The organism is Bacillus sp. N3378-2at (assembly GCF_033412715.1).
Classification (GTDB): domain Bacteria; phylum Bacillota; class Bacilli; order Bacillales; family Bacillaceae; genus Bacillus; species Bacillus subtilis.
Map to the genome: position 1 here is coordinate 1,283,659 of NZ_CP117986.1, position 24,880 is coordinate 1,308,538.

22 protein-coding genes and 2 pseudogenes are annotated in these 24,880 nt (G+C 41.6%); 6 read left to right on the plus strand and 18 right to left on the minus strand.

Annotation, left to right across the window (positions count from 1 at the left end):
* Positions 1–63: 63 nt before the first annotated feature.
* Positions 64–2,184, minus strand: a complete 2,121-nt coding sequence (locus tag PUN35_RS07050; protein ID WP_014479652.1) for a peptidoglycan D,D-transpeptidase FtsI family protein — start codon at positions 2,182–2,184, stop codon at positions 64–66.
* A 336-nt stretch (positions 2,185–2,520) separates the two neighbouring features.
* On the opposite strand from PUN35_RS07050, the pseudogene PUN35_RS07055 reads away from it, so the two are divergent.
* From PUN35_RS07055 to PUN35_RS07065, 3 genes and pseudogenes are all read left to right on the plus strand, one after another.
* Positions 2,521–3,219, plus strand: a pseudogene (locus tag PUN35_RS07055) (CAP domain-containing protein); the annotation flags it as partial.
* Positions 3,220–3,315: 96 nt separating this feature from the next.
* A complete protein-coding gene (locus PUN35_RS07060) occupies positions 3,316–4,563 on the plus strand; it encodes an IS256-like element ISBsu2 family transposase (RefSeq protein ID WP_031600262.1) in 1,248 nt (415 codons plus the stop codon).
* A gap of 24 nt (positions 4,564–4,587) precedes the next feature.
* Positions 4,588–4,671 (plus strand): annotated as a pseudogene (locus tag PUN35_RS07065) (hypothetical protein); the annotation flags it as partial.
* Between the two features lie 38 nt (positions 4,672–4,709).
* On the opposite strand, the gene PUN35_RS07070 reads toward PUN35_RS07065, so the two are convergent.
* Positions 4,710–5,576, minus strand: a complete 867-nt coding sequence (locus PUN35_RS07070; protein ID WP_014479649.1) for an NAD(P)-dependent oxidoreductase — start codon at positions 5,574–5,576, stop codon at positions 4,710–4,712.
* A 137-nt stretch (positions 5,577–5,713) separates the two neighbouring features.
* The gene (gene mcpC / locus PUN35_RS07075; protein ID WP_014479648.1) at positions 5,714–7,681 is read right to left on the minus strand and encodes a methyl-accepting chemotaxis protein McpC; all 1,968 of its coding nucleotides are present in this window, start codon (positions 7,679–7,681) and stop codon (positions 5,714–5,716) included.
* A 134-nt stretch (positions 7,682–7,815) separates the two neighbouring features.
* Between mcpC and PUN35_RS07080 the strand changes: the two genes are divergently transcribed.
* Positions 7,816–8,517 (plus strand): GNAT family N-acetyltransferase, encoded by a 702-nt coding sequence (locus tag PUN35_RS07080; protein WP_014479647.1) that lies wholly within the window; start codon positions 7,816–7,818, stop codon positions 8,515–8,517.
* Here PUN35_RS07080 and splB read toward each other — a convergent pair.
* The 8 genes from splB to papB form a co-directional block, all read right to left on the minus strand.
* Positions 8,510–9,538, minus strand: a complete 1,029-nt coding sequence (gene splB / locus PUN35_RS07085; RefSeq protein ID WP_003232425.1) for a spore photoproduct lyase — start codon at positions 9,536–9,538, stop codon at positions 8,510–8,512. The genes PUN35_RS07080 and splB overlap by 8 nt on opposite strands.
* A gap of 77 nt (positions 9,539–9,615) precedes the next feature.
* Positions 9,616–9,855 (minus strand): splAB operon transcriptional regulator SplA, encoded by a 240-nt coding sequence (gene splA, locus PUN35_RS07090; protein ID WP_003218644.1) that lies wholly within the window; start codon positions 9,853–9,855, stop codon positions 9,616–9,618.
* Between the two features lie 90 nt (positions 9,856–9,945).
* Positions 9,946–11,658, minus strand: coding sequence for a phosphoenolpyruvate--protein phosphotransferase (ptsP, locus tag PUN35_RS07095; RefSeq protein WP_003218638.1), 1,713 nt, complete (start codon positions 11,656–11,658; stop codon positions 9,946–9,948).
* On the minus strand, positions 11,658–11,924 hold the full coding sequence (locus tag PUN35_RS07100; protein WP_003154654.1) for a phosphocarrier protein HPr: 267 nt from the start codon (positions 11,922–11,924) through the stop codon (positions 11,658–11,660). The genes ptsP and PUN35_RS07100 overlap by 1 nt, the downstream gene beginning before the upstream one ends.
* A 97-nt stretch (positions 11,925–12,021) precedes the next feature.
* Positions 12,022–14,121 (minus strand): PTS glucose transporter subunit IIABC, encoded by a 2,100-nt coding sequence (ptsG, locus tag PUN35_RS07105; RefSeq protein WP_014479646.1) that lies wholly within the window; start codon positions 14,119–14,121, stop codon positions 12,022–12,024.
* Between the two features lie 227 nt (positions 14,122–14,348).
* Positions 14,349–15,215, minus strand: a complete 867-nt coding sequence (glcT, locus tag PUN35_RS07110) for a glucose PTS transporter transcription antiterminator GlcT (RefSeq protein ID WP_014479645.1) — start codon at positions 15,213–15,215, stop codon at positions 14,349–14,351.
* Between the two features lie 62 nt (positions 15,216–15,277).
* On the minus strand, positions 15,278–16,243 hold the full coding sequence (locus PUN35_RS07115) for a LacI family DNA-binding transcriptional regulator (RefSeq protein ID WP_014479644.1): 966 nt from the start codon (positions 16,241–16,243) through the stop codon (positions 15,278–15,280).
* 281 nt (positions 16,244–16,524) lie between these two features.
* Positions 16,525–17,619 (minus strand): di/tri-peptidase, encoded by a 1,095-nt coding sequence (gene papB, locus PUN35_RS07120; RefSeq protein WP_014479643.1) that lies wholly within the window; start codon positions 17,617–17,619, stop codon positions 16,525–16,527.
* 165 nt (positions 17,620–17,784) lie between these two features.
* On the opposite strand from papB, the gene PUN35_RS07125 reads away from it, so the two are divergent.
* On the plus strand, positions 17,785–17,988 hold the full coding sequence (locus tag PUN35_RS07125; protein ID WP_014476643.1) for a hypothetical protein: 204 nt from the start codon (positions 17,785–17,787) through the stop codon (positions 17,986–17,988).
* Positions 17,989–18,026: 38 nt separating this feature from the next.
* Here PUN35_RS07125 and pfeT read toward each other — a convergent pair whose 3' ends face one another.
* From pfeT to PUN35_RS07150, 5 genes are all read right to left on the minus strand, one after another.
* Positions 18,027–19,940 (minus strand): metal-transporting ATPase PfeT, encoded by a 1,914-nt coding sequence (pfeT, locus tag PUN35_RS07130; RefSeq protein WP_014479642.1) that lies wholly within the window; start codon positions 19,938–19,940, stop codon positions 18,027–18,029.
* Between the two features lie 235 nt (positions 19,941–20,175).
* Complete coding sequence (gene stoA / locus PUN35_RS07135; RefSeq protein WP_014479641.1) at positions 20,176–20,673, minus strand: sporulation thiol-disulfide oxidoreductase StoA; 498 nt, start codon at positions 20,671–20,673, stop codon at positions 20,176–20,178.
* 50 nt (positions 20,674–20,723) lie between these two features.
* Positions 20,724–22,061: a sporulation protein YkvU gene (gene ykvU, locus PUN35_RS07140; protein WP_003245552.1), complete on the minus strand. Its 1,338-nt coding sequence runs from the start codon at positions 22,059–22,061 to the stop codon at positions 20,724–20,726.
* A gap of 117 nt (positions 22,062–22,178) precedes the next feature.
* A complete protein-coding gene (locus PUN35_RS07145; RefSeq protein ID WP_014479640.1) occupies positions 22,179–22,805 on the minus strand; it encodes a cell wall hydrolase in 627 nt (208 codons plus the stop codon).
* A gap of 298 nt (positions 22,806–23,103) precedes the next feature.
* Positions 23,104–23,298 carry a hypothetical protein gene (locus PUN35_RS07150; RefSeq protein ID WP_003218622.1) on the minus strand — a complete coding sequence of 65 codons (195 nt, stop codon included), beginning with the start codon at positions 23,296–23,298 and terminating at the stop codon, positions 23,104–23,106.
* Between the two features lie 165 nt (positions 23,299–23,463).
* Here PUN35_RS07150 and PUN35_RS07155 point away from each other — a divergent pair, with 165 nt between their 5' ends.
* Positions 23,464–23,649 (plus strand): YkvS family protein, encoded by a 186-nt coding sequence (locus tag PUN35_RS07155; RefSeq protein ID WP_003232446.1) that lies wholly within the window; start codon positions 23,464–23,466, stop codon positions 23,647–23,649.
* 121 nt (positions 23,650–23,770) lie between these two features.
* Here the strand turns inward: PUN35_RS07155 and PUN35_RS07160 are convergent, their stop codons facing one another.
* Positions 23,771–24,061 (minus strand): YkvR family protein, encoded by a 291-nt coding sequence (locus PUN35_RS07160; RefSeq protein WP_014479639.1) that lies wholly within the window; start codon positions 24,059–24,061, stop codon positions 23,771–23,773.
* A 320-nt stretch (positions 24,062–24,381) separates the two neighbouring features.
* A complete protein-coding gene (gene queF / locus PUN35_RS07165) occupies positions 24,382–24,879 on the minus strand; it encodes a preQ(1) synthase (protein ID WP_003218613.1) in 498 nt (165 codons plus the stop codon).
* Position 24,880 lies beyond the last annotated feature (1 nt).

The following is a 24,880-nucleotide window of genomic DNA, read 5'->3' on the forward strand; positions in this document are numbered from 1 at the left end:
GGTGAACGTCAATTTTTGAATAAAAGAAAGGGCACACAATCTTTTAGTTGTGCACCCTGTTTTTTATTTTTTACTGTGTTTTTTTTCGAGCTCTGCGTAGGCGTGGATAGCTCTTTTGGCAATAATTTTATTGATCTTATCATCATCATTTACTGATGGAACAACAACACTAAAAGCCACTTTTGGATTTTTCGATGGGTAATAGCCGACAAAAGTCAGATTGTATGTTTTTTTCCCCCACCAGTTGCGATTCGTGCCGTAGTAAAATGTTTCCGCTGTTCCCGTTTTCCCTGATACATCTTCTGTAAACGTATTTTTAGCTGTCCCTGAAGTGGTAACTAGCTTCATTCCAGTCTTCACCTGCTGAATGTCACTTTCTGAGTTGTTAATTTTGTTGAGAATGTTTGGCTTTCTTTGTTCAATGGTCTTCCCAAGGCCTTCTTTTTTGCTGGGCTCATGAACACTTGTAACAATTCTTGGCTGAATGCGGTACCCCCCATTGGCAATTGATGAGATGTACTGTGCCATTTGAAGCGGTGTATATGTATCGTATTGTCCAATGGCCAAGTCTAAAATTAACCCCCCTACCGCATCAGGTGTAGTTTGCATTCCGGCTGATTCCTGCGGAAGATCGATACCTGTCTTTACTCCCAGGCCAAATTGGCTGTAGTAATTTCTCATTTTGTTTAAATCCTTCTGGTCAGCAGGAAGAGGTCCATGCGGCTTGTATGTGACACCGGCAATGTGCATGGCAACATTAAACATATATACGTTTGAACTTTTTTGCAGAGCGGTTAATTCATTGATGGTTCCCATGTTCATGTAGGATTTCTTCGGTTTGTTACCGTATCCTGCTAAATAAAGAGGTGTATCAACAAAATATTTATAATGCGGGATTCCGTCCTGATAGCCGGCTAGCACGGTGGCCCCCTTTACTGCTGATCCCATTTCATATTGGGTGGTAAATGCCCCTATCGCATAATCTTCAATTTTGTTGGTTTTTAAATCTATCTTTTTCCCTGCCATTGATAAAATATCGCCGTTATTCGGGTCCATCATTACGGCAAAGGCTCTGTCAAGCATGTAATTTCCGCGTGCACGGCTGTTTCTTACTTCTTCTTCAATGATCTTTTCTACCTTTGCCTGAAGCTCCATGTCAAAAGAAAGCTGAAGATCGTATCCCCTGCTGCCCTTATCAATGGTTTTTTGGCTGACGACATTTCCTTTATTATCTTCTACGTATTCCACTTTTTCTTTATGCGAATTTAAATATTCTTCATATTGATACTCTAAATAACTTTTTCCCACCCTGTCATTATTCGCATAGCCTCTTGTTAAGTAGAAATCTTTCCGGTCGCTCAGCAGGCCCTGATCAGGTGTCGTGACGCCCCCGAAAACAGAATAAAGGGTTTTGTCATAAGGATATTTTCGTGTCCAATCGTTTACGATATCGATTCCCGGAAGTTCTTCTAAATGCTCAGAAACAATGGAAATTTCATCATATGTTAAGTCATTTTTTGGTCTTTGCGAGGAGTTTTTCTTCTCATCAAGCAGCGCTCCGTTTTTTCCATTGCTATTGCTCTTATTTGGATTCATTGCCTTTACGATTTGAGGTTCGTAAGCATTTCCGCTTGAAAACCTTGTATATATCGCAGCAGTTTCCATTTCTTCGTCATCTTGCTGAATAGCCTTTAATTCTTGATCCGGAACACGCTCTATTTGAAGCTTGTAAGCCTGGTCTCCTTTCAGATTGCTTTCTGATTCCTTAAGCAGAGCGGCGGCTTTTTTCGGATGAGCTGCGATCCAGTAATCACGAAGATCCCTTTCCTTCAAAAATTCGGTATCAATATGAATGAAAGAAGCAAGCCGCTTCGCTGTTTTGATTTTATCTTCTGTTTTTGTGCTAGATGTTGATACATACACAATTTCTGGAACGCTCTGGTTGTCGACAGCAACTTTCTGATTTCTGTCGTACATCTTCCCGCGAGGCGCAGGATAGTAAGCTGTTTTTGCATTTGATTTCTCAGCGTCTTCTTCATGCTGTTCGCCTTCAACAATTTGAACAACCCCGAGCTTAAAAATTAATGCAGTGAATAGAACAAAGACAGCTAGGAAAAAAAGGTTCATTCTGATTGCTCTGTTTCCTTTGCTCTTTTTCTTTGGTTCACGTCCTATTTCAGTCACTTCTGGTTACCCCTCTCAAATCATTCAATATATTTACATATACTGAGATTAATTGTAACATCTTTGTAATAGTTGTTACAGCGAAAAGGAGTAAAAAAAGCTGTCAATATAAAAACACATTAAAATATAACTAACGGTTCAAAAAAAAGGAAGCTATGTAACGGTACGATAAAATCATATATACCGCTGATTCCCTTATTCTTAGTGATTCAACGGATTTACTTTACGAAAATGACAATCTTTATTTGTCAAAGGAAAGTGCTGGAATCTTTATGACAAAAAAGCTATGTTATGATTTTTCTGTAGAAACAAACAACTCTAGGAGGTTACGAACTAATGAAGAAAGCATTTATTTTATCTGCTGCCGCTGCGGTTGGATTATTCACATTCGGGGGCGTACAGCAAGCATCAGCGAAAGAACTCTCCTGCCAGCCTGTGGTTACAGTAAAAACGGGGAACACAGTACAAAACATGTCACTTAACGATGCAGTGAAAAAACTGCATATTAACACAAATATCAAAACGTTAAACGCTGCAAACGAAAAAGAGATTAAGCAGTTTCTTCAAAAACATGCGAAGCAATCTAACGTGAAAGTTCAGGATGTTCAAAAGACAGAAACGGCCAAACCTGCACAAAAGACTACTGAAAAAGCAGCTGCTGATCAAAACACTGCTTCTAAAGCACCCGCAACTGCTGAAAAAACAAACACAACAACATCTGCACCTTCATCTGTAAGTGCATACGAGAAAAAAGTTGTTGAACTTACAAATGCAGAAAGACAAAAACAAGGATTAAAGCCGCTTCAAATTGATGAAACGTTAAGCAAATCTGCACGAGCAAAATCTCAGGATATGAAGGACAAAAACTACTTTGATCACCAAAGCCCAACATACGGCTCACCGTTTGATATGATGAAATCTTTCGGAATCAGCTACAAAACAGCAGGTGAAAACATTGCGAAGGGCCAAAAGACACCAGAAGAAGTAGTAAAAGCTTGGATGAACAGTGAAGGACACAGAAAAAACATTCTAAACGGGAGTGTAATATTAACTGTGTAAGTAAGGAATGCGTACGGTTCCTTACTCACACAGTTTTTTATTTGATAGAATAATAAGTATAAAGCTAAAGGAGTGGTTTCAGTGGGGAAATTGAAAAGAGATCCGAACTCCGTAGAATTAGCTAACAAGATTATCGAACAGTATCAGCCTAAATCAGTAGAAGATATGCAAGAAGCATTAAAAGACATATTTGGTCCCATGTTTGAGTCAATGCTAAAAGGTGAAATGAATCACCATTTGGGCTATGAATCCAATGACAAGGGAGAAAAAGAAACAAGAAATAGAAGAAATGGATATGGCAAAAAGATCGTGAAAACAACGGCAGGAGAAGTTGAAATTGCAGTCCCCCGTGATCGTGATGGTTCATTTGAACCGCAGTTGATTCCAAAGCGTAAAAGAGATGTATCCTCTATAGAGGATAAGGTCATTTCGATGTATGCCAGAGGAATGTCACAACGAGACATTTCTTCCACGATAGAAGACATCTATGGCTTTTCTGTATCTCATGAAATGGTATCCGACATTACGGATACTGTACTTCCTAATTTAGAAGAGTGGCAAAATCGTCCCTTAAGTAACTGTTACCCTTTTGTGTTTGTCGATTGTCTTTACACAACCATTCGTAATGACTATGAAACGAAGAAGTATGCCGTTTACACAATACTAGGATATACCATAGAAGGTAAAAAGGACATTCTAGGTTTGTGGTTGAATGAAACGGAAAGTAAACATAAATGGATGCAAATTTTTGATGAAATCAAATCTCGTGGTGTAGAAGATATCTTCTTTCTCTCAATGGATGGCGTTAGTGGTCTGGAAGAAGGAGCACGTGCGATTTTTCCTGATGTGACCGTACAGAGATGTATTGTTCATTTAATTCGAAATTCGATTAAGTATATACCAAGTAAAGACTACAAGCCTTTTACTGCTGCCTTAAAGAAAGTGTATGGAGCTCCAAGCCTTAAGGCTTGTCACAGTGCATTTGAATCTTTTGAAAAGCAGTGGTCTACGTACCCTGGAGCTGTAGACGTATGGAAACGAAACTTTTCTCATGTGGAACAACTTTTCGATTATGGTGGTAATATTCGTAAAATCATGTACACTACAAATGCCGTTGAAAGTATCCACTCTAGCTTTCGAAAAGTCACGAAAAAAGGAGCATTCCCCCATGAGAATGCCCTATTAAAAATATTGTTTTTACGAACAAAAGAATTAGAAAAGAAATGGGATGGTGGACGCATCCAGCAATGGGCTATGGTCATGAATCAACTATTAGTTCATGACCACCTAAAGGAACGTGTGAAGAAATATCTAGAATAACTTACACACTTTTCTTGACAAGCCCTTCTAAACCCTAACTTTACTCACATCGGTGTTGGCTACGTTGAGTCTGGAAGCATCTGGACACAACAATTCATCGGAAAATAATAAAAAAAGATTGCCTGTTTCGTACAGGCAATCTTTTTTTATTTCACCCAAAGCTTATATATACTCTGTGTTCCGCTGTTTTCTTCACCTTGAGCAGCTAGCTTGTCATATAAGGATTTTGCGAGCGACAAGCCTGGCATTTCTTCCCCCATTAATTCTGCTTCCTCTAGTGCAATTCCCATATCCTTAATAAAATGCTTCACATAAAATCCCGGTTCAAAGTTGCCTTGCAGCATACGGGGAGCAAGATTTGACAATGACCAGCTTCCGGCTGCGCCCGTTGTGATGCTTTTCAGAACATTTTCCGGCTCTAGACCTGATTTTTGGGCATAAGCCATCGCTTCAGCAACACCGATCATACCGGCTGCAATTGCAATCTGATTGCACATCTTGGTATGCTGTCCGCTTCCAGCCGATCCTTGATACTGAATATTCTCTCCCATTAAAGAGAAAATCGGCATGCAGGCTTCAAAAGCTTCTTTTTCTCCACCGACCATAATCGCGAGTGTTCCGTTTTGTGCACCGACGTCTCCACCGGAAACAGGAGCGTCTAAAGCGAACAATGCTTTTTCTTTGGCCGCTTCAGCAATCTTCTTCGCAAGCGAAGGCTTAGATGTCGTCATATCAATAAGATATGCGCCTTCTTTTGCGTTTTCAATAATTCCATTGCTTCCGAAATACACTTCTTCAACATCACTGGGATAGCCGACCATTGTAATGATGACATCCGCTTCTTTCGAAAGATCTTTGACCGTATCTTTCCAGATCGCGCCTTTTTGAAGTATGCTTTCTGCTTTTTCTTTTGTCCGGGTGTACACCAAAACAGGGTGGCCGTCATTCAGAATATGTGATGCCATGCTCTTTCCCATCACTCCAAGACCGATAAAACCAATTGTTTTTTTCAAGGTCATTCCTCCCTGATGTTTCGTTTTGATTTTAGTTAAAATTTATCATTTTTCCTTCATTTTTTAGACTACCATATCTATTCATCTTATAACATAAAAAATCCCCAAAACAAATGATGTTTGGGGATGTAATTGGATTACAATGTGAATTTTGCAATTGTGTTCATAAGTTCTTGGCTTGCATGTTTTAGTGTTTCCGTTGAGTGTTTGACTTTATCAAGGGTGACAAGCTGTTCATCGGTTGATGCGTTCACTTCCTCTGCTGCGGCAGCTGATTCCTGTGATATGGCTGAAATGCTTTGAATAGCTTCAGAAATCGCAAGCTGTTCTTCACTCATTCTTTGAATTTCCGCGTAAATGTGATCAATACCTTGTACCAGTGACTGCATTTCTGCAGTTATCGTATTTAATACCTCTCCAGTTTCGTGAATGGCACTGTTTTGTTCATCATTCATTCTGCTTGCCTCAACCATCGCGTGAGAGGCCTCTTTTGTCTCAAGCTGGATAAGCTTCACAGTCTCGCTGATATGCTTTGTAGAAAGGGCTGATTGCTCAGCTAACTTCCGCACTTCATCGGCTACGACGGCAAAACCGCGCCCGCTTTCTCCGGCTCTGGCTGCCTCAATACTGGCATTTAAGGCAAGCAAGTTGGTTTGATCAGATATGTTTGAAATCGCTGTAACGACTTCTTCAATATTCTTAGTTTGATTTTCCAAATCCAGCAGCATCGTTTCAACCTTTTTCGTTTCCATATTGGCTTCGTTTGATTTCATCAGCAGCTGGCCGAGCGCGTCAAGTCCTTTATAGCTTGCATCCTCGGACGATTTTGAACGTTCTTTAATTCCGCCTGCCTCCTCAGCGATTTGCCTGATTTTCGTTGACAGGCTTTCCGATTTTTCATTAATGGTTTCAACTTCAGAAGCCTGTTCCGATGCTCCTGCGGCTACTTCTTCAATCGCTTTTGCAATTTGTCCGCTTGTTTCATTAGTTTCGGCAGAGACAGCCGTTAGTTGTTCAGAGGTGTCAGATACTTTCCCTGAAGAGAGTCTCACTTGCTCAACCATTTCCTTCATATTTTCAACCATCAGATTGAAATCTCTTGTTAAAATACCGACTTCATCCTTAGATTTTGATTCCGCGCGCACTGTTAAATCGCCTGCGGAAACAGCTTTCGTTTTTGCGATCAGCTGCTGTATCGGACCGGTTATCGTTTTGGCCAGGAAGTAGCTGAGAATAATTGTTATGATAAGCGCAAGCAATGATATCCAAAGATTTGCCCGATTCATTTTATCTGAAATCCACATTAATTGATCGGTATCAAATTGCGTTCCGACCTTCCAGCCCGTTTCGCCAATCGTTTGGTACACAACCATTTTTCCATTCACATCTTGTATCCCTTTTTTCTCGGATGCGATGGTTTGCAGTGTTTGATCCTTTGATATATTTTTTCCTTGATTTGACGGATGGGCTAAAAGATTGCCGCTCGTATCAGCTAAAAAGGCAAATCCATTGTAAGGCACCTTTTGTTTATTGACCATACTCTGGATAGCAGAGAGTTTCAAGTCATAGCTGGCAACCCCTATCACTTTTTGCCCGTCTAAGATCGCTTTCGATGCAGTAACAATCATGTCTCCTGTCACGACATCTTTATAAGGTTCCGTCCAAACAACTTGATCCGGGGTTTCAGCTGCAAGCTTATACCATGGTCTTGATGCTGGATCATAATCCTCAGCGAAATCCGCTTTTGGATATGTAAACATTTCTTTTTTTGCGGTGCCTATGTAAGCCATCGCAACATAATCATCGTTATCTTTGATTTGCTTAATGTCATCGTGAAACAGCCGAGCAACTTCTTTACTTGGTTTCGTTACAAATGTATGCGTTAATTCCCCATTAGCCAATCTTGATAACGAAATGGCATAACTCTTTAATTGCAATTCAATATTTTGTTCAAGTGACTGCGTCACGTTTTGAGTTGTATTTTTCCCATCCTCTGTAATCATCGGTTTTAGCGTCAAATAAGAAGACAGCATTAAAAGAACAACTGTGACGATTAACATAATCGAAACAAAAACAGCAATCTTCATGTGAAGTTTTTTAAACAAACCAATCCCCTCCTAATTTCTATATCGGCCCTTTCGTTTGAAAAATGAATAATCAAAAAATAAATTATAAGAAAATCGGAATATATTTACTGAAAATTCAATCTTCGTTATAATGAAACAACATAAGGAGAGTGATGATCATACTAAAACAAATGTATGTGCATGACGGCAGAAAATTTGAGGCTCTGACCATCAGAAACTACACTGAGACTGACATCGAGAGGCTGATTTCTCTTCAAGAAGAATGTTTCCCTCCTCCGTTTCCCCAGGAATTGCTGTGGTCAGAGGACCAGCTTGTCAGCCATATCAAAACCTTTCCGGAAGGCGCTTTATGCGCGCTCATCAATGGCAGAATTATCGGTTCCATGACTGCTCTTATTGTACAATTTGAGCCTGAATCTCCTGATCATACTTGGGCACAAGCAACAGACAACGGATCGATTAAAAATCATGAACCTCATGGAAATACTTTATATGTAGTGGATATTTCTGTTTCTCCTCATTATCGAAAGCTTGGAATCGGAAAATGGCTGATGAATACGATGTATGAGCTGACTGTTGATAAGAGACTGGAGCGCCTTCTCGGCGGCGGCCGCATTCCTTTATATCATAAATACGCACACGAGATCAGCGCTGTTCAGTACGTTGAAGATGTGATGGAAGGCAGGAAAAACGACCCTGTACTGTCCTTTCTCCTCCGTTGCGGGCGTTCACCTATTCGTGTAGTAAGCAATTATGTAGAGGATAAAGAATCATTGAATTACGGCGTTTTGATGGAATGGAAAAATCCTTTTTATAAAAAGAGAGCTGTTGATCACAACAGCCCGTTTAAGTGAAATATTCAATTTTCGCGTTAGGGAAAAAGGTATCAATATAGGATTCAAGTGCTTCTCGAAGTGCATGCTCTTCATCTTTCTGATATATATATTTTCCGATCCCGTAGCGTCCCCATTTATAACGGCGCTTTTCTTCATCTAATTCGAGCTTCGTCTTCGGATAATTTTTCTCTATCACTCGTTTGGCCGGTTTTGTAAAACGGTGTTGAATTAATTCAAACGTTATGTCATGTCTAACGTCCTGCGGCAAAGCAGCATCAAGCTTTTCAAACAGATGTCTGTATCCTTCTTCCCAGCCTTCATGAATATAAATCGGAGCAACAATAAAGCCTAGCGGGTAGCCTGCTTTTGCAACTTTTACTGCCGCCTCTATCCGCTTATCAAGAGGTGAAGTTCCCGGCTCAAAGTTTTTAATCACATAGTCGGCATTAATACTGAATCTGAATCTCGTTTTCCCGTTATGCTTTGCGTCTAATAGGTGATCGACATGATGAAATTTCGTTACAAATCGGAGCTTTCCGAGATCACTTTGACCAAAATGTTCAATGGCGCGCTTCAGCGTGTGTGTCAGATGATCAATTCCTACAATGTCTGACGTACATGATGCTTCGAACCTTGTGAACTCTGGTGCGCGCTCCTTCATATACTTATCTGCCTGATCCAAAATCTCTTCGACGTTTACATAAGTTCTGATATACGGCTTTGATCCCATGGTTGTTTGCAGGTAGCAGTAATGACAATGCCCCATGCAGCCTGTTGCAAACGGAATGGCATATTCAGCCGAGGGTTTGGATGAATCAAACTTTAATGTTTTCCGGACACCGATAACTAAAGTTGATTTCGCATTGCGATATTGCTGAAGATGATTTTTCCCAGGAATATTACGCACCTGATTGTGGGATGTTGTTTCTCTGATTTCAATGCCCATATTCTCAAATTTTTCTTGTAATTCTTGGCCTAGCGGATATTCCAGCGCCCTCGGTTCTATATATACAAGCTGCGGAACAAATGGGTTCTGCATGATGCCACATCCTTTTCCTTTACTAACGTTACTTTTCTCACTAGGCGGAAAGGATATGAGTTGTAATGATTTCCTTGTTACTCATATGGATCAATATCAAAGAGTTCTTTGTAAAGCGATTTAGCTTCTTCATAGCTTGCAAACACAGCATCGTCCTCTGCGAACGGGTGATAGGTTTCATAAATAAACAGGGAAAGCTCGCCTTCATGGTATGGATGGTGCACAATTTCGGCTTCCTTTATGTGAGCTACATTGGCGGCGTGCGGATTTCTGTAGATCACATAAACAGTATCTCCTGCGTTAAATTGGTTTGACATACTATCCCTCCTAGCCATGTTATTGTGTCCTTCTATACCCTTACTTATGAAAAAAACCAGACAGGCCGGAGGCCGTCTGGTTTTTGTACATTACTTGAATGTTTCTTTTACGAACGCGACAACTTCTTCTGTCGTGCTCATAGATAAGATTTTCTCTTTGAATGACTCAGCTTCTTGTTTAGACAATTTGCTGATTTGTGTTCTTGCCGGAAGGATAGACGTTGCGCTCATTGAGAACTCATCTAAGCCTAAGCCGAGAAGGATTGGAATCGCAATCTCGTCTCCTGCCATTTCTCCGCACATGCCAACCCATTTTCCTTCTTTGTGTGCTGCTTCAATTACCAGTGTAATTAAGCGAAGGATTGCCGGGTTGTATGGCTGATACAGGTAAGATACACGTTCATTCATACGGTCAGCTGCCATTGTGTATTGGATCAAATCGTTTGTTCCGATACTGAAGAAATCAACCTCTTTAGCAAACTGATCAGCGATGACTGCAGTTGACGGAATCTCAACCATCATTCCGACTTCAATATCGTCAGATACAGCCTGTCCCGCTTTTACGAGCTTTTCTTTCTCTTCAAGAAGGATCGCTTTTGCTTCTTTGAATTCGTTAACTGTCGCAATCATAGGGAACATGATTTTCAAGTTTCCGTATGTACTTGCACGAAGCAGCGCGCGAAGCTGTGTTCTGAAGATTTCTTGCTCTTCAAGGCAAAGACGAATCGCTCTATATCCCAGGAACGGGTTCATTTCTTTAGGAAGCTGCAGGTAAGGAAGCTCTTTGTCTCCGCCGATATCAAGTGTCCGCACGACGACTGATTTTCCTTCCATACGCTCAAGAACCGTTTTGTAAGCATCAAACTGCTCATCTTCTGTAGGCAGCTGATCTCTTCCCATGTAAAGGAATTCTGTACGGTAAAGGCCAACTGCTTCTCCGCCGTTTTCAAGAACACCTTTTACATCATCAGGAGTACCGATGTTCGCTGCAAGCTCTACATGATGTCCATCTTTTGAGACAGTCGGTTCATTGACAAGCTTCGCCCACTCAGCTTTTTGAGCCAAATAAGCATTATGTTTTTCTTCATACTCTTTTACAGTTTCCGCAGATGGGTCAATAATGACATCGCCATTGATACCGTCAACGATAACAGTCACGCCGTTTTGGATCGTGCCTGTAGCCGCTTTCGTTCCAACAACTGCCGGAATCTCAAGAGAACGTGCCATGATGGCAGAGTGAGATGTGCGTCCGCCGATATCAGTAGTGAATCCTTTTACGAACTCACGGTTTAATTGGGCTGTGTCAGACGGTGTTAAGTCTTCAGCTACAATAATAACCTCTTCTGAGATCATGCTTGGGTTTGGAATTTCCACGCCAAGCAGGTGGCCGGTTACGCGTTTTGTTACATCGCGGATATCTGCCGCACGCTCTTTCATATATTCGTTGTCCATAGATTCAAACATGGTAACGAACATAGAAGACGTTTCTTTTAAAGCGAATTCAGCGTTCACTGAATCAGTGCTGATTTTTTCTTTCACAGGGTTCAGAAGCTCAGGGTCACTGAGAACTAAAAGGTGAGCAGAAAAAATATCAGCTTTATCCTGACCCAGTTCTTTCAAAGCGTGCTCTTTGATTTTTTCGAGCTCTTCTTTTGAACGTGCAATCGCTTCATCAAAACGGCTTACTTCCGCTTCAGAATCAGAGATGTTTTTCTTTTCAACCGTTAAATCTGGCTCTTCAAGCCGGTATGCTTTTGCAATCGCGATGCCGGCTGAAGCGCCAATCCCTTTTAATTCTTGCATTACTCGCCGAGTCCTTCGCTTTTCATTGTTTCTTCTAAAGCGTTAAGAGCATCGTTTTCGTCAGCTCCGGAAGCAGAGATTGTGATCTCAGCGCCTTTAGCGATACCTAAAGACATAACACCCATAATAGATTTAAGGTTAACTGTTTTGCCGTTATATTCTAAATTAACGTCAGCGTCGTATTTGCTAGCAGTTTGAACAAGAACTGTCGCAGGACGAGCATGGATTCCAGAATCTGCAGTTACTTTAAATGTTTTTTGTGCCATTTTTATCATTCTCCTTTTAACTTAAAGCTTAATTACTTCACAATATTATATCATACAACCGTACTTGTCATCTGACAAGCACGGCGTACTAACACCCTTATTTTTCAATCTTCACAATATCTTCTTGTTCTCTGTTGACTGAACCGCTTGCTTTAATACTGACTGTTTCTCCTTCAGCAAGGTTTGTAAATACAATCGGTGTCATGAGAGATGGTACATTCGGTTTGACTTTATCCAGATCAACTTCAAGAAGTTTTTGTCCAGGCTCAACGCGGTCTCCTTCTGATACGAAAGACGTAAATCCTTCGCCCTTCAGGCTGACGGTATCAATACCAAAGTGGATTAAAATTTCTCTTCCGCCGTCGGATTGCAGGCCGATCGCATGTTTCGTCGGGAACACATTTAGAATTTTTCCGCGAACCGGTGATACGACAATTCCTTCAGAAGGGAGAATCGCAAAACCGTCACCCATCATTTTTCCTGAGAAGACTTGGTCAGGAACATCCGTAATCGGGTGAATTTCCCCGGTAATCGGAGAAACGAAAACTTCCTCTCCGATTTCATTTTGCAGCGGTTCTGCAATCACTTCCTCAACCTGCTGTCCTACTTCCTCTTGAGCAGATGTTTTCGGTTCAGGTCTAGGCTTGCGTCCCGCAATAATGTCTTGCATTTGTGTTTTTAACCCGTCAGAACGCGGTCCGAAAATAGCCTGAATGTTGTTGCCGACTTCCAGCACTCCGGAAGCGCCAAGCTGTTTCAGACGGTCTTTATCAACCTTTTTCTGATCGTTTACAGTCACACGCAGACGAGTGATACAAGCATCAAGGTGTTTGATGTTTTCCTGGTCACCCATTGCCTGCAGAATCTCATAAGGAAGATCCCCTGCTTCACCTGTTTTCCCAGGTGCTGCTGTTTCTTCCGCAGCATCCTCGCGTCCAGGTGTTTTCAGATTAAATTTGCGGATGGCAAATCGGAATCCGAAGTAGTAAATGACCGCTAACCCTAAGCCGACAGGGATGACAAGCCACCATGCCGTCCGGTTCGGTAAAATACCGAATAGGAAGTAGTCAATTAAACCGCCGGAGAATGTCATACCAATCTTAACATTCAACAGCTGCATGACCATGAATGAAAGTCCCGCAAACAAACAGTGAATCGCAAACAGGACTGGAGCAACGAATAAGAAAGAAAATTCCAATGGCTCTGTGATCCCCGTTAAGAAGGATGTCAAGGCCGCTGAACCCATAATACCTGCAACGAGTTTTTTGTTTTGCGGTTTTGCTTCATGATAAATGGCAAGCGCCGCAGCAGGCAGACCGAACATCATAAATGGATATTTACCTGTCATAAACGTACCTGCCGTTAACTGTACGCCGTCTTTAATCTGCGCCATAAAGATACGCTGATCCCCGCGGATGATTTCTCCTGCTGCACTCTTATAGCTGAAGAATTCATACCAGAACGGCGAATAGAAAATGTGGTGCAATCCGAATGGGATAAGCGAACGTTCAATCACCCCGAAGATAAATGCAGCAAGGGTTGGATTCGCTTCCACTAATCCTGTTGAAAAGGCATTCAATCCATGCTGGATCGGAGGCCAGATCACTAACATAATAAGACCCAGAATCAGTGCAGAAATTGACGTAACAATTGGAACGAAACGTTTACCCGCAAAGAAACCAAGGTATTGCGGCAGTTCAATTGTGTAAAATCTGTTAAACAATAATGCAGCTAACACACCGACGATAATACCGCCGAACACCCCTGTCGCCAGGGTAGGTATACCAAGCATGTTTACATATGCAGGATGGTTTTCCGTAAAGAACTTGGCTCTTTCAACTGAATCCGAAGGAATGGTTCCGTTTGCAAGAAGAACCGCACTCATGGATACATTCATTACAAGATAACCGATAATTGCTGCAATCCCTGCAACTCCATCACCGTTGGCAAGCCCGATGGCTACACCTACTGCGAAAAGAAGCGGAAGGTTATCGAAAACAATCTGCCCAGCGCTTTCCATCACACCTGCTACAAGCTGAACATTGTCATTGCTCAAGAAATGCAGGACCTGAATCATGTCCTTATTTTGCATCGCATTCCCGATCGCAAGCAAAATCCCCGCAGCCGGAAGGATCGCAACTGGAAGCATAAGCGCACGCCCAATTTTTTGAAGAACGCCGAATAATGCTTTAAACATAAGAATTGACCTCCTCTTTTTACTAGTCTGACCTTACAGCTAAAAATCATGACAACGAATTCACAGGCGTAAGTCTTCCAGTTTAACCGTTTACATTTGCCCTTTTACACAACAAAAAGGCATGAGCAAAATTGGGTGCGCAAAAGAACGAGAATGAACTTCCCGTTTTTTCCCTCAATCACTCATGCCTGATCGAATCAGTAACACGTTATAAGGATAAACTGAATTTATGAAATTTTATTGGTTAATCGGTACAGATGAAGCGTCAGATAAACCGCTTCCGCCTCATGAACTGGTTTCTTCAATGTTTGCTGCAAGATTTTAATCAATTTCCAAGCTGTATTGTAGCATAGCGGATATTCATTTTTCAATAACAACATTAATTTTTCTGGTTCTTTAGTCGGTTCTTCTTTTTTAATTCTTTCTATTGTAAATCTGATATGCCTGATCAGCCGCAAATAGTTGACACTTTCCTTATTTACTTTCATTTGAAATGAGTCTTCAATCACCTCGACAAGCTGCGCCATGAGCTGAGAGTGCTGATTGACCTCGGACAGCGGACGGTTTGTCAATGCTGAATGGATATGCAGAGCGATAAAACCAATCTCCCCTTCCGGAAGGCAGATTCCCGCTTTTTCATTGATCATATCTATGACTTCTTTGGCAATTTGGTACTCCTCAGGATATAGTGACTGAGTCTCCATTAGAAATGGATTTTTCATATCAAATCCCTGCTGCTGCCTTTTGATCGCAAATGCGATATGGTCTGTCAACGCAATGTGAATATGTTCATTTAATGAGTGATTAGTCCTATTTCTTATGTGATAGATGACATCGTTTGAAATATCAACGAGCTTTTCATCAACATAGTCAAGGAGCTTTTTAAATTGCTTTTGTTCCTTCTCGTCTTTTAAAATGAACATTTTATCGTAGCCTTTATCTTCAATGACATCATCTTGTTTTTTTCCGAAACCAATACCTTTTCCGATTAAAACGACTTCGCTGTATTTATGATGAGAAGCAATTAATACGTTATTATTCAGTACCTTTTTCACTGTGAAGGACCCATTCACGATCCTCAGCTCCTTTGTCATTCAATACCTCATATCGTACATAACGAACGGAATGCACGTCAAACCTTTTTTCAATGCATTCACTAAACAGTCGATCTTTCGATGAGACGGTAATCCAGAACTTTCCTTTCAATCGGCTGTCCTTGAATTCTTTTTTCCAGTATGGCAAATGCCTGCTTTCCCATTTCCCTTGTCTGAATATCGATCGTTGTGATTCCAAGCGCTTGGCTGATTTCGTGGTTATCAACGCTTAAGATTGCAAGCTCATCCGGTACTGACACCCGCTGGTTCTTTGCTTCAAGAAAAAGCCCTGCTGAGACTTGGTCATTGGCAACAAAAATAGCCGTCGGCTTTTCCTTCCACGTTTTCCATTTATGAAAAAGCGCCTTCCCATCATTGATTGTAATCGCTTTCTCAATTACCCAGTCTTCACGAAATGCCTCGCCGATCTCTTCCAATGCCTCTTTGTAGGCTTTGATTCGAAAATGACTGTTCATGCCTTTTTTTCTTGCCAAACAGATGGCTATTTTTTTGTGCCCTTTGGCAATTAAATAGTCCAAGCCGTTCCGAAATGCTTCTTGGTGAGGAATACTGATGGTTGGGAAGCGGGCATTATCTGAATTCTGGCAAAGCAAAATCGGGCCCTCCCATTCCATGAGTTTCTCATCAGCAAGCGCCTTTGAGCAAAAAATCAGGCCGTCAACCTGGCGCTGCTTTAATTGGGACAGCGCAAAGATTTCTTTTTGTACCTCATAGTTTGTTTGGAATAAAGAGAGGTGAACCCCGGATTCCGCGGCTGCATCGGCTATTCCTGCAATCAGCTCTGCAAAATATGGCAGATTAACCGTTGGCAAGACAACACCAATCATGTTTGAAAATCCTTTCGACAAATGTACAGCGTGAATATTTCTCGTGTACTCCAATGATTCCATTGCCTCAAACACTCTTTTTCGTTTGTCTTCACTGACGTATGGATGATTGTTTATGACTCGGGAAACCGTTGTAACAGAGACACCGGCTTTTTCTGCAATGTCTTTAATATTAGCCATAGATTCCCTTCTTTCTAAATCCCCTTGATCTGGAATGCGTTTCATACAATATGATATGGACGTACCAGATATCTTTTTGTGTTTTAAGCTGAAAGGAGAAGATCACATGGGTTTCTTCATTTTAATTGGGTTATGTCTCACTGTTCTCGGTGGCAGCTGTCTTGCTGTAAAACCTCTCAACCAAAAACATGAAATTAAACCCTTTCGAACATTTGATGATTTTTTTATTTAATGCAGATAAAAAAGGACGATGTCGAGAACAAAGTCCTTTTTTATTTCTATTACGGCAGTATGATTAATTCCTTTGGATATTGGGTCAGAGCAACTGCTCCTTCCTTTGTTACGTGAACGTCATCCTCAATGCGCACGCCGCCGATCTCAGGCACATATATCCCCGGTTCGATCGTGTAGACCATGCCTTCCTGCAGCAGTGTATCGTTGGCCTGGCTCATGGATGGATACTCATGGACAGAAATTCCGAGTCCATGCCCAAGCCGGTGAGGAAAATAGTCACCGTATCCCGCTTTTTCAATGATTCCGCGGGCAGTTAAATCCAGATCTCCGATTCTCACACCGGGTTTGCTTGCCTCAATCGCGGCTTTTTCCGCTTGAAGCACAGTCTCGTAAATGGCCTCCTGCTTCGGATTGATGGTTTTGTATGCAAACGTTCTTGTAATATCAGAGCAATAGCCATCAAGAATAACACCGAGATCAAATAAAACAAAATCACCTTTTTTCAACGTGGCTGTACCAGGATTTCCATGAGGCTGGCCAGATTTTTCTCCGAATAAAACCATTGTAGAGAAAGACATGCCCTGAATTCCTTTTTTCTTCAGCTCATACTCAATTTGAGCGAGCACTTCCACTTCACTGATGCCTTCACGCAAAGCGGCTGTGCCGACTTCAACACCGTAATCCGCAAGCTTTGCCGCCTCTTTCAGCAAACGAATCTCATTGTCATCTTTAATCAGGCGAAATTGATTGAGTGTTTCTTCTGCTGAAACAAATTGAGCCCCGCCCGTCGCATGCTTCAGCTGTTCTGCACGTGACAGCGAGATTGAATCCTTTTCTACCGCAAGCATATGTATGCTGATATTTCGCTTTTTCAAAGCCTTCTCTATCAGCTCCCACGGATTTTCGTGATCCGCATAGCCAATGATTTCATGATTCCAGCCTGCGTTGCGGGCCTGTCCTGCTTCCATTCCTGGACAAACAAAGAAAGGCTCCTCTTCTTGAAAAATAAATAACCCCATTAATCTTTCATGCGGCTCTGTGTAAAAACCGGTTAAGTAAAAAACATTTTCTTTTGTATGAATAAATGCGGCAGTATGCCCCGCTTCCTTCAGCCATGAAGAGACGCGTTGTATTCTATTCACTTCTTGTTCCTCCCTGCCATTTGCAATGCATTGTTCTGTCTTCCATTGTAACAGGTTTTACCGGTGTTTGCCTTTCACGACGCCTTCATTTTCTAATGCATTTTATTTCCTGCTCCTCTTCCTGTATACTGACAGTAACGTTCAATCGCAGGGGGGTTGTTCCGTTTGCTGATGAATTTTTTCAGACGAAAAGCAGTTATGCTCTTAACGGTTTTGGGAATTTCCGCTCCTTTTATCGGGATGAAGATGGTGGGCTTTTATTATTACAGCTCTATCATAGGCTGTGCAGCGGGTTTCCTTTGCTGCATCCTCGCTCTCATCCTGGTTATGAAAAGATCTGATAAAGACAAAAATGAAGGAAAAGCTTGATACATAAAAAGCCAGCAGCCTGATTAGGGCTGCTGGTTTTATTTTAGGAGTCTTAAACCGTTTAGTATGACCAAAATCGTGCTGCCCTCATGACCAATCACGCCAAATGGCAATTCCATCACCTGCAAAAAGTTTGCACAAATCAGCAGGCAGATTACAGCTAGAGAAAACACGATATTTTGTTTGATAATCCTGTTCATTTTCCGAGACAAGCGGCACATGTTTACGAGCTTTTTCAAATCGTTTTTCATGAGGACCATATCAGCGGTCTCAAGTGCTACATCTGTTCCGCCGCCCATCGCAATGCCGACATCCGCCGCTTTGAGCGCCGGCGCATCATTGATTCCGTCACCCACCATTGCAATCGTTCCGAATTCTTCTTTTAACCGTTTGATTTCATTCACTTTTTGGTCAGGCAGGCATTCTGCTACGACAGTTGTCATGCCGGCTTCCTTGGCAATCGCTTGAGCCGTGTCTTCGTGATCTCCTGTCAGCATGGCCGTTTTAATCCCAAGTCGGTTCAGTTCTTCCATGACCTCTTTTGCTTCAGGCCTGATTTGGTCCTTCAGTGCGATACAGCCTGCTATTTGATCATCCTTTTTCACAAATACAATTGTATGACCGCTTTGAATGACATCTGATGCTGTTTGTTTCAAAAATTGTGCTGCCATTTCCTCGCCGATAAAACCTGCTTTACCGACCTTCCATTTCGCACCCGACACTTCTGCCATAACGCCAAACCCTGAGGTTTCTTCTATAGATATGTAGCCGGACTGATTCACGCCGCGGCTTTCAGCGTACGCCGTTATGGCTTGGGCGAGCGGATGGCTTGATTGCATTTCGATGGCATAGACAGCCTCAAGAACTTCCGCTTCACTGAATCCTTCTGCTATTCTAATCGTCTCTACGGCAGGCTGGCCTTTTGTTACAGTGCCGGTTTTATCAAAGGCGATCATTTGCACTGAGCCCAGCTGTTCAAGAAAGACGCTTCCTTTCACAAGCATACCGTTGCGGGCGCCATTTGAAATCAGGGACAGCGCCGCCGGCATAATAGAGGCGACAAGCGCACAAGGTGACGCGACAACCATAAACACCATTGCGCGGTAGAAGGTTTCACTCCAGCTCCAGCCCAGCGCAAAGTGCGGGACGAATAAAAGGAGCGCCACCGCAATTAGCACACCTTTCACATAAGCATTTTCAAATCGTTCGATGAAAGCCTGAGCGGGTGAAACACTATTTTGCGCTGATTCAACCAGTTTGATAATTTTTCTGAATAACGAATCTTCATTTGCTTTCGTGACACGGACAGTCAAGGAGCCATTGCGATTCACCGTTCCTGTGAATACAGCGTCGCCTCTGTTTTTTTCTACAGGCATTGATTCACCTGTTAAAGCCGACTCGTCAAGACTTGTCGAGCCCGATTCAATGATACCGTCTGCCGCTACGCGTTCTCCAGGTTTGATCACAATCATATCACCGGCCTGCAAGTCTGAAACCGGAACTCTTTTGGTTTCACCATTGACCATCAATGTCGCTTCTTCAGGCTCAAGCTGCATTAAAGACGTTAAATCTCTGCTGCTTTTATTCATCGTGTATGTTTCTAAAGCTCCGCTTAAGGAAAAAATAAATATTAAAATAGCACCCTCTGCCCAGTATCCGATCAAGGCGGAACCAACGGCAGCGAAAATCATTAAAAGTTCTACATTCAGCGTTTTGGATTCGAGTGTTTCTTCGATTCCTTCCTTTGCTTTAGCAAATCCGCCGATCACAAAAGCCAGCAAGAAAAGTATTATGGATAATACCTGATATCCGGATAAGAGCCAGCCTGCCAAAATAAGAGCGCCTGATACAAGTGCAGCAATAAGCTCCGCGTGCTGTGCCCAGTTTTTTTCCCTCTTGTCTGTTTTCAATGGCTCGTGCGGGTCGCGTTGAACGATAACTTGTTCATTCATATCGAATTCTCCTCTCTAATTGAGAACGTAAATCATCTTCATTTCTCTTATAAAAACAAAATCGCTGCCCAAAAGGCAGCTTTATCGTCAGTTATTTCTTGATGTCTTCCTTTATTATAGCACGCACGAAGAGAATTTCAATTATAATTATTTTAATTTCTTTTTGATAATAATTATCATTAATGTTCATTCACTTCTTCTCTATATGAAAAAAGCTGAGAGTCGATGCTCTCAGCTATTCTTCCGTCCATTCCTTCAGTTGTTCCGCCGTCATCGGGCCAATTTTTGTTTTTTCAATTTCTCCCTTTTCATTCAGCAAAAATGATGTTGGGATCGTGATGATATGATACTCCTTCATCAATTCCCCTTTTGAGTCAAGGACAATTGGAAACGTCAGCTTATTTGCTTTAATAAAGTCTTCAACGACTTGCTGATTTTGTTCCGAATTCACTAAATTCACCGTTACCAGCTTTACACTGTCGGATGGATGGGCATCATAAAACGATTGAAACTGTGGAAGCTCCTTTTTGCAGGGCGGACACCATGACGTCCAAAAATGGAGAATTGTTTTTTGCCCTTTATTCGGAATCGAGATGTCCTCCCCTTCTATCGTTTTCATAAGAAAAACAGCGGGAACAGCAGGCTGTTTTTCCTCAGCTTGTGCCGCACATGGAAACCATGCAATCAACCCTAATAACATAATGTATATAGTAAGCAAGCGCTTCGTCAACATGGAATCTTCCTTTCATGCTTTTCAATTAGCTTGCCCCTGCAGTTCCTTTATCATCCTTCAATTCGCGGCGTTCTGGTCCCTCCCGTAAGGAATACGGATACCTTCAATGCTTTGCAGATCGTGGCATAGTGCAGGCTCGTCAAAAGAATCATGCCAGTGTTCATTCCAAGGATAATCCCGAGCATTTGCAGATTCTCCATTGATCCCAGTACATACATCATACTTAGCGCAACGATATGGCTCCATACATTGTGATAAAAAGCCTCTTTCACAAAGCCCATCCCGATTAAGCACGCCTGCAGCGGCATGACAAACAGATGAAAGAGAAAGTAAGGCCACAACAGCTGCAAGTAATACTGCGCTTCAGGAGAGTGAAAAAACAAATGCGTGAGAGGTCCCGCAAACTGGAACATGACCCAGACGGCAGGTATACCGTAACCTAATGTAATGAAAATCGACTGCTTCAGCCTTTTTAACACGATGTCATACTGAGAAAGTGCATAAGCTTCCGAAATACTCGGTATCATGACGACCATTAACGAATGGGCAATAAAAGCAGGGAACGACCCTATCGTCACAGCCACTCCTGCCAGCATTCCGTATTGATCGATCGCCGCTGTCCCGGCAACGCCCGCAGCCAAAAGAGCTCCTTTTACTAAAAAGGGTTCAATTGCATTGACAACCGCATGAAAAATGCGCAGTCCTGTTGTAGGAATTGAAACAGCAAGCAGTCTTTTCCTTACATCCTTTCCGCGCAAATGAATGTGCTGCTGGCCGGATAACGCCCGCCTTGCCATGATAAATTGTGAATATAAATAAACAAGCACGACCACATCACTCACGACTAGAACAAACAAGGAAATCAGCACAGCCATGTCCAATTCAAATGAGTACCATTGAAAAAAGAGGAATAAGCACAAGAGCTGGATGATTTTTTTCAGCACATTGGCAATTGCGATCTTCCCCATTTTCTGCACACCCATAAAGTAGCCCCTGGCGATTGAAGTAAAGGCGACAACAGGAATTAAGCCGATGACAATCCCTTTAATAAACGGGTGGTATGTATCAAATACCGGAATAAACGGAAGCGCAATACTAGCGGCAGCAGTAGAAAAAGCAGTAAAAATGGCTGTCATTCTGAAAGCGTGCCTCAGCATGCTTTCATGAAGCTTAGGATTTGACTCGGCAATGAATTTAGAAATGGATATCGGCAGTTCCAGGCTCGCGATGACAATAATTAAAAAGATCGTGGGCAAAATACTCATGTAAAGCCCCATCCCATGCTCGCCAAGCTCCCGCGCCAAAATCATATTGACGACAAATTCAAGGCATTCAGCGAAAAAGGCGGCAATGGATAAAAGAATGATCCCTTTCACAAATCGATTCATGATGTCTCTCCTTGTCTCTTGTACTACCAACATCATATGAGACAAGTTCAAAAATTATTTTATTTTTACTCTTTATATGAAAAAAAGCACAGCTGAGACAAATTGTCTCTTCTATGCTTAGACGGCAAAAACGTGTCTGCCGATTTTTTCTACGATTTTTCTTGAACGAATCCAATTATCTGACGCTGTTTTCGGATTATAAAAGAATATGGCATCTGTTTCTCTATTTTTTGAGGACAGCGCTTCTTCGGCAGCTTCAATCGATTCTTTATCAGGCTTTTGGTTAATGCTCCCGTTTGCGACCGGTTCAAAGGCGTTTTTCTGATAAATAACTCCTCTTATCGTATCAGGAAAACCTTTTTTCTCCGTCCTGTTCAGTACAACGCTTGCTACAGCGACCTTGCCTTTATATGATTCTCCTTTGGCCTCTGCGTGAACGAGACGGGACAGCAACTCTTTTTCAGACTGTGTATATGTTTCTTTCTCATCATTTGTTTTGTCCGGTTTATCTTTCTCTTTCTTTTCAGTGTGTGCTGATAGCTTAATCGGTGTTATTTTCTTGTCCTTATCAGCAGACAGTGAAGGGAAAGATTCATTCGTATTTCGATCTATATGTGTAAGCCATTTCGCTTCTTCATGTTTTGTCTTCTTTGCGCTCAGTAGTGAAGCTTGTGTATGCTCAATTTTGGCTGCAGGCATGAAACAAAGAAGAAAAACAGCCAGAGCAGTGAATTTCGTTGTCATACAGTTTCCTCCTTAAAGTGCTCCAAAAAACACTTCATAACCTTAACAAGAGATCCATTCATTTTCACGGAAAAAGATTTTCCAACTCTCCCAAGGAGGTATCAGGATGGAATAAAGAGGATGACTCACTGCTTAATGGCAAAAAAACAGTTTGAAATTCTATAAATATTGTCAGATTAAAACATGTTTATCCATTTTTGACACTTTACATTTTATTTACACCTGTTACAGACAGCTGTAATAAAAGGCTTGTATTCTGTCATATATGATAAAAAGGCTTCTCACGTATGAGAAACCTTCAGCTTCTTGGCTGTTCTAAGTATTGAAAAATAACATCTCCGCCTTGCTGGGCAATTCCTCGGAAATGTTTAAAATCATCTTGTTTAGATAACACGGCCCTGAAATCAAGAAAATGCTCTTTCTGGACTCTCAGTTCGTTTATGGCGCCGGTGCGCAGCTGTTCAATCATTTCTGTTATTTCTTCGGGTCGCAACAAAAATTCCCCCCTTTTCTTTCTATTGACGAAAATCAATATATCATCTTTATAGCGACAGAACAATTCATAAGGGAGATAAAACTCCTTATCGCTTTACTTCTCAATGAAAATACTGCAAAATACTTTCAAAAGGCATTATTATGTTTAAAGGAGAGGAAGCTTGTGAAAATCGCTAAGGTTGGGAATGTCATTGAATTTAAAAACGGATTAACCGGTGTTGTTGAAAAAGTAAATGAGAATTCTGTTATCGTTGATGTGACGATCATGGATAACTATCGGGATCTTGAGTTAGATTCATTGACAGTTGTTAATCATAAAAATTATAAGATCATCAGAGACTCCTATTAAAACCTCCTTATTTCCACATTTATTCAAAAAAACTGCAAGACGGACAATTTAACACCTTACATATGAAATTCGCTTTCTCAAAAGCTGCCGGCCGGCAGCTTTTTTACATAAAAAACACCGATCATGAATCGGCGTTTTTGTCTATTTCCGTTATTTCTATATAGAACTCGCTGACGGCCCCCGGTTCGTACAGGTTGGTCAATGATGTTGAATAATTTGTCATTTTCCCCCGGAAGGCAAGACCGCGTTCCGGAACCTCGACATTAAACGTTTTTTCATACAACAGGACAGCGATATCATGGTAAGTCTCACTCGTAACGTTTAAGGTAAATGCAATTTTTCGCTTCGGCTCGCTCTCCTCTTGATATGCAGCCATTTCTAACGTTACATTGTTTAACCGCAATGTCTTCACTTCATATCACTCCTTTATAGTCCATGCATCTTAGCATACCTTAGCGAATGTTTACAATGAATCTGTTCTTAACGGTTATATGAACCAATTCATTCGAAAAGACATCTTTACAAACATACGTTCGTTAAATTATAATAAAACAGACGAGCTGCCATCCAGCATCCCGTCTTTTCATTAGAAAGTGGCGAGTGGAATTCCCCCCCGGATTCGCTCGTCTTTTTTTATATAATCAGGATGTGTAGAACGAGTAACTAAGATGCTTTAAAAAACAAAAAATAGACGTAGTGTTACCCACATCTATGTAAGGACATCTTGTGCCATTAACGATTATCAATCGTCTCCGGATACAAATCATGGTTCATCATACGGTATTCGGCCATTTTTTCATACTTCGTGCCAGGCTTTCCGTAGTTAGTGTACGGGTCAATGGAAATTCCGCCTCTTGGCGTGAATTTGCCCCATACTTCGATGTAGCGCGGGTCCATTAATTCAATCAAGTCATTCATGATGATGTTCATGCAGTCTTCGTGGAAGTCACCATGGTTTCTGAAGCTGAATAGATACAGCTTTAATGATTTGCTTTCAACCATTTTTTCATCAGGAATGTAGCTGATGTAGATTGTCGCAAAGTCAGGCTGTCCTGTTTTAGGACATAAAGATGTGAATTCCGGACAATTGAATTTTACAAAGTAATCACGGTTTACATGTTTATTCGGGAAGGATTCCAGCACGTCCGGTGCATATTCGAACAAATAATTTGTACCTTGGTTGCCTAACAATGTTACACCTTCTAATTCTGATTCTTTTCTTGTCGTCATG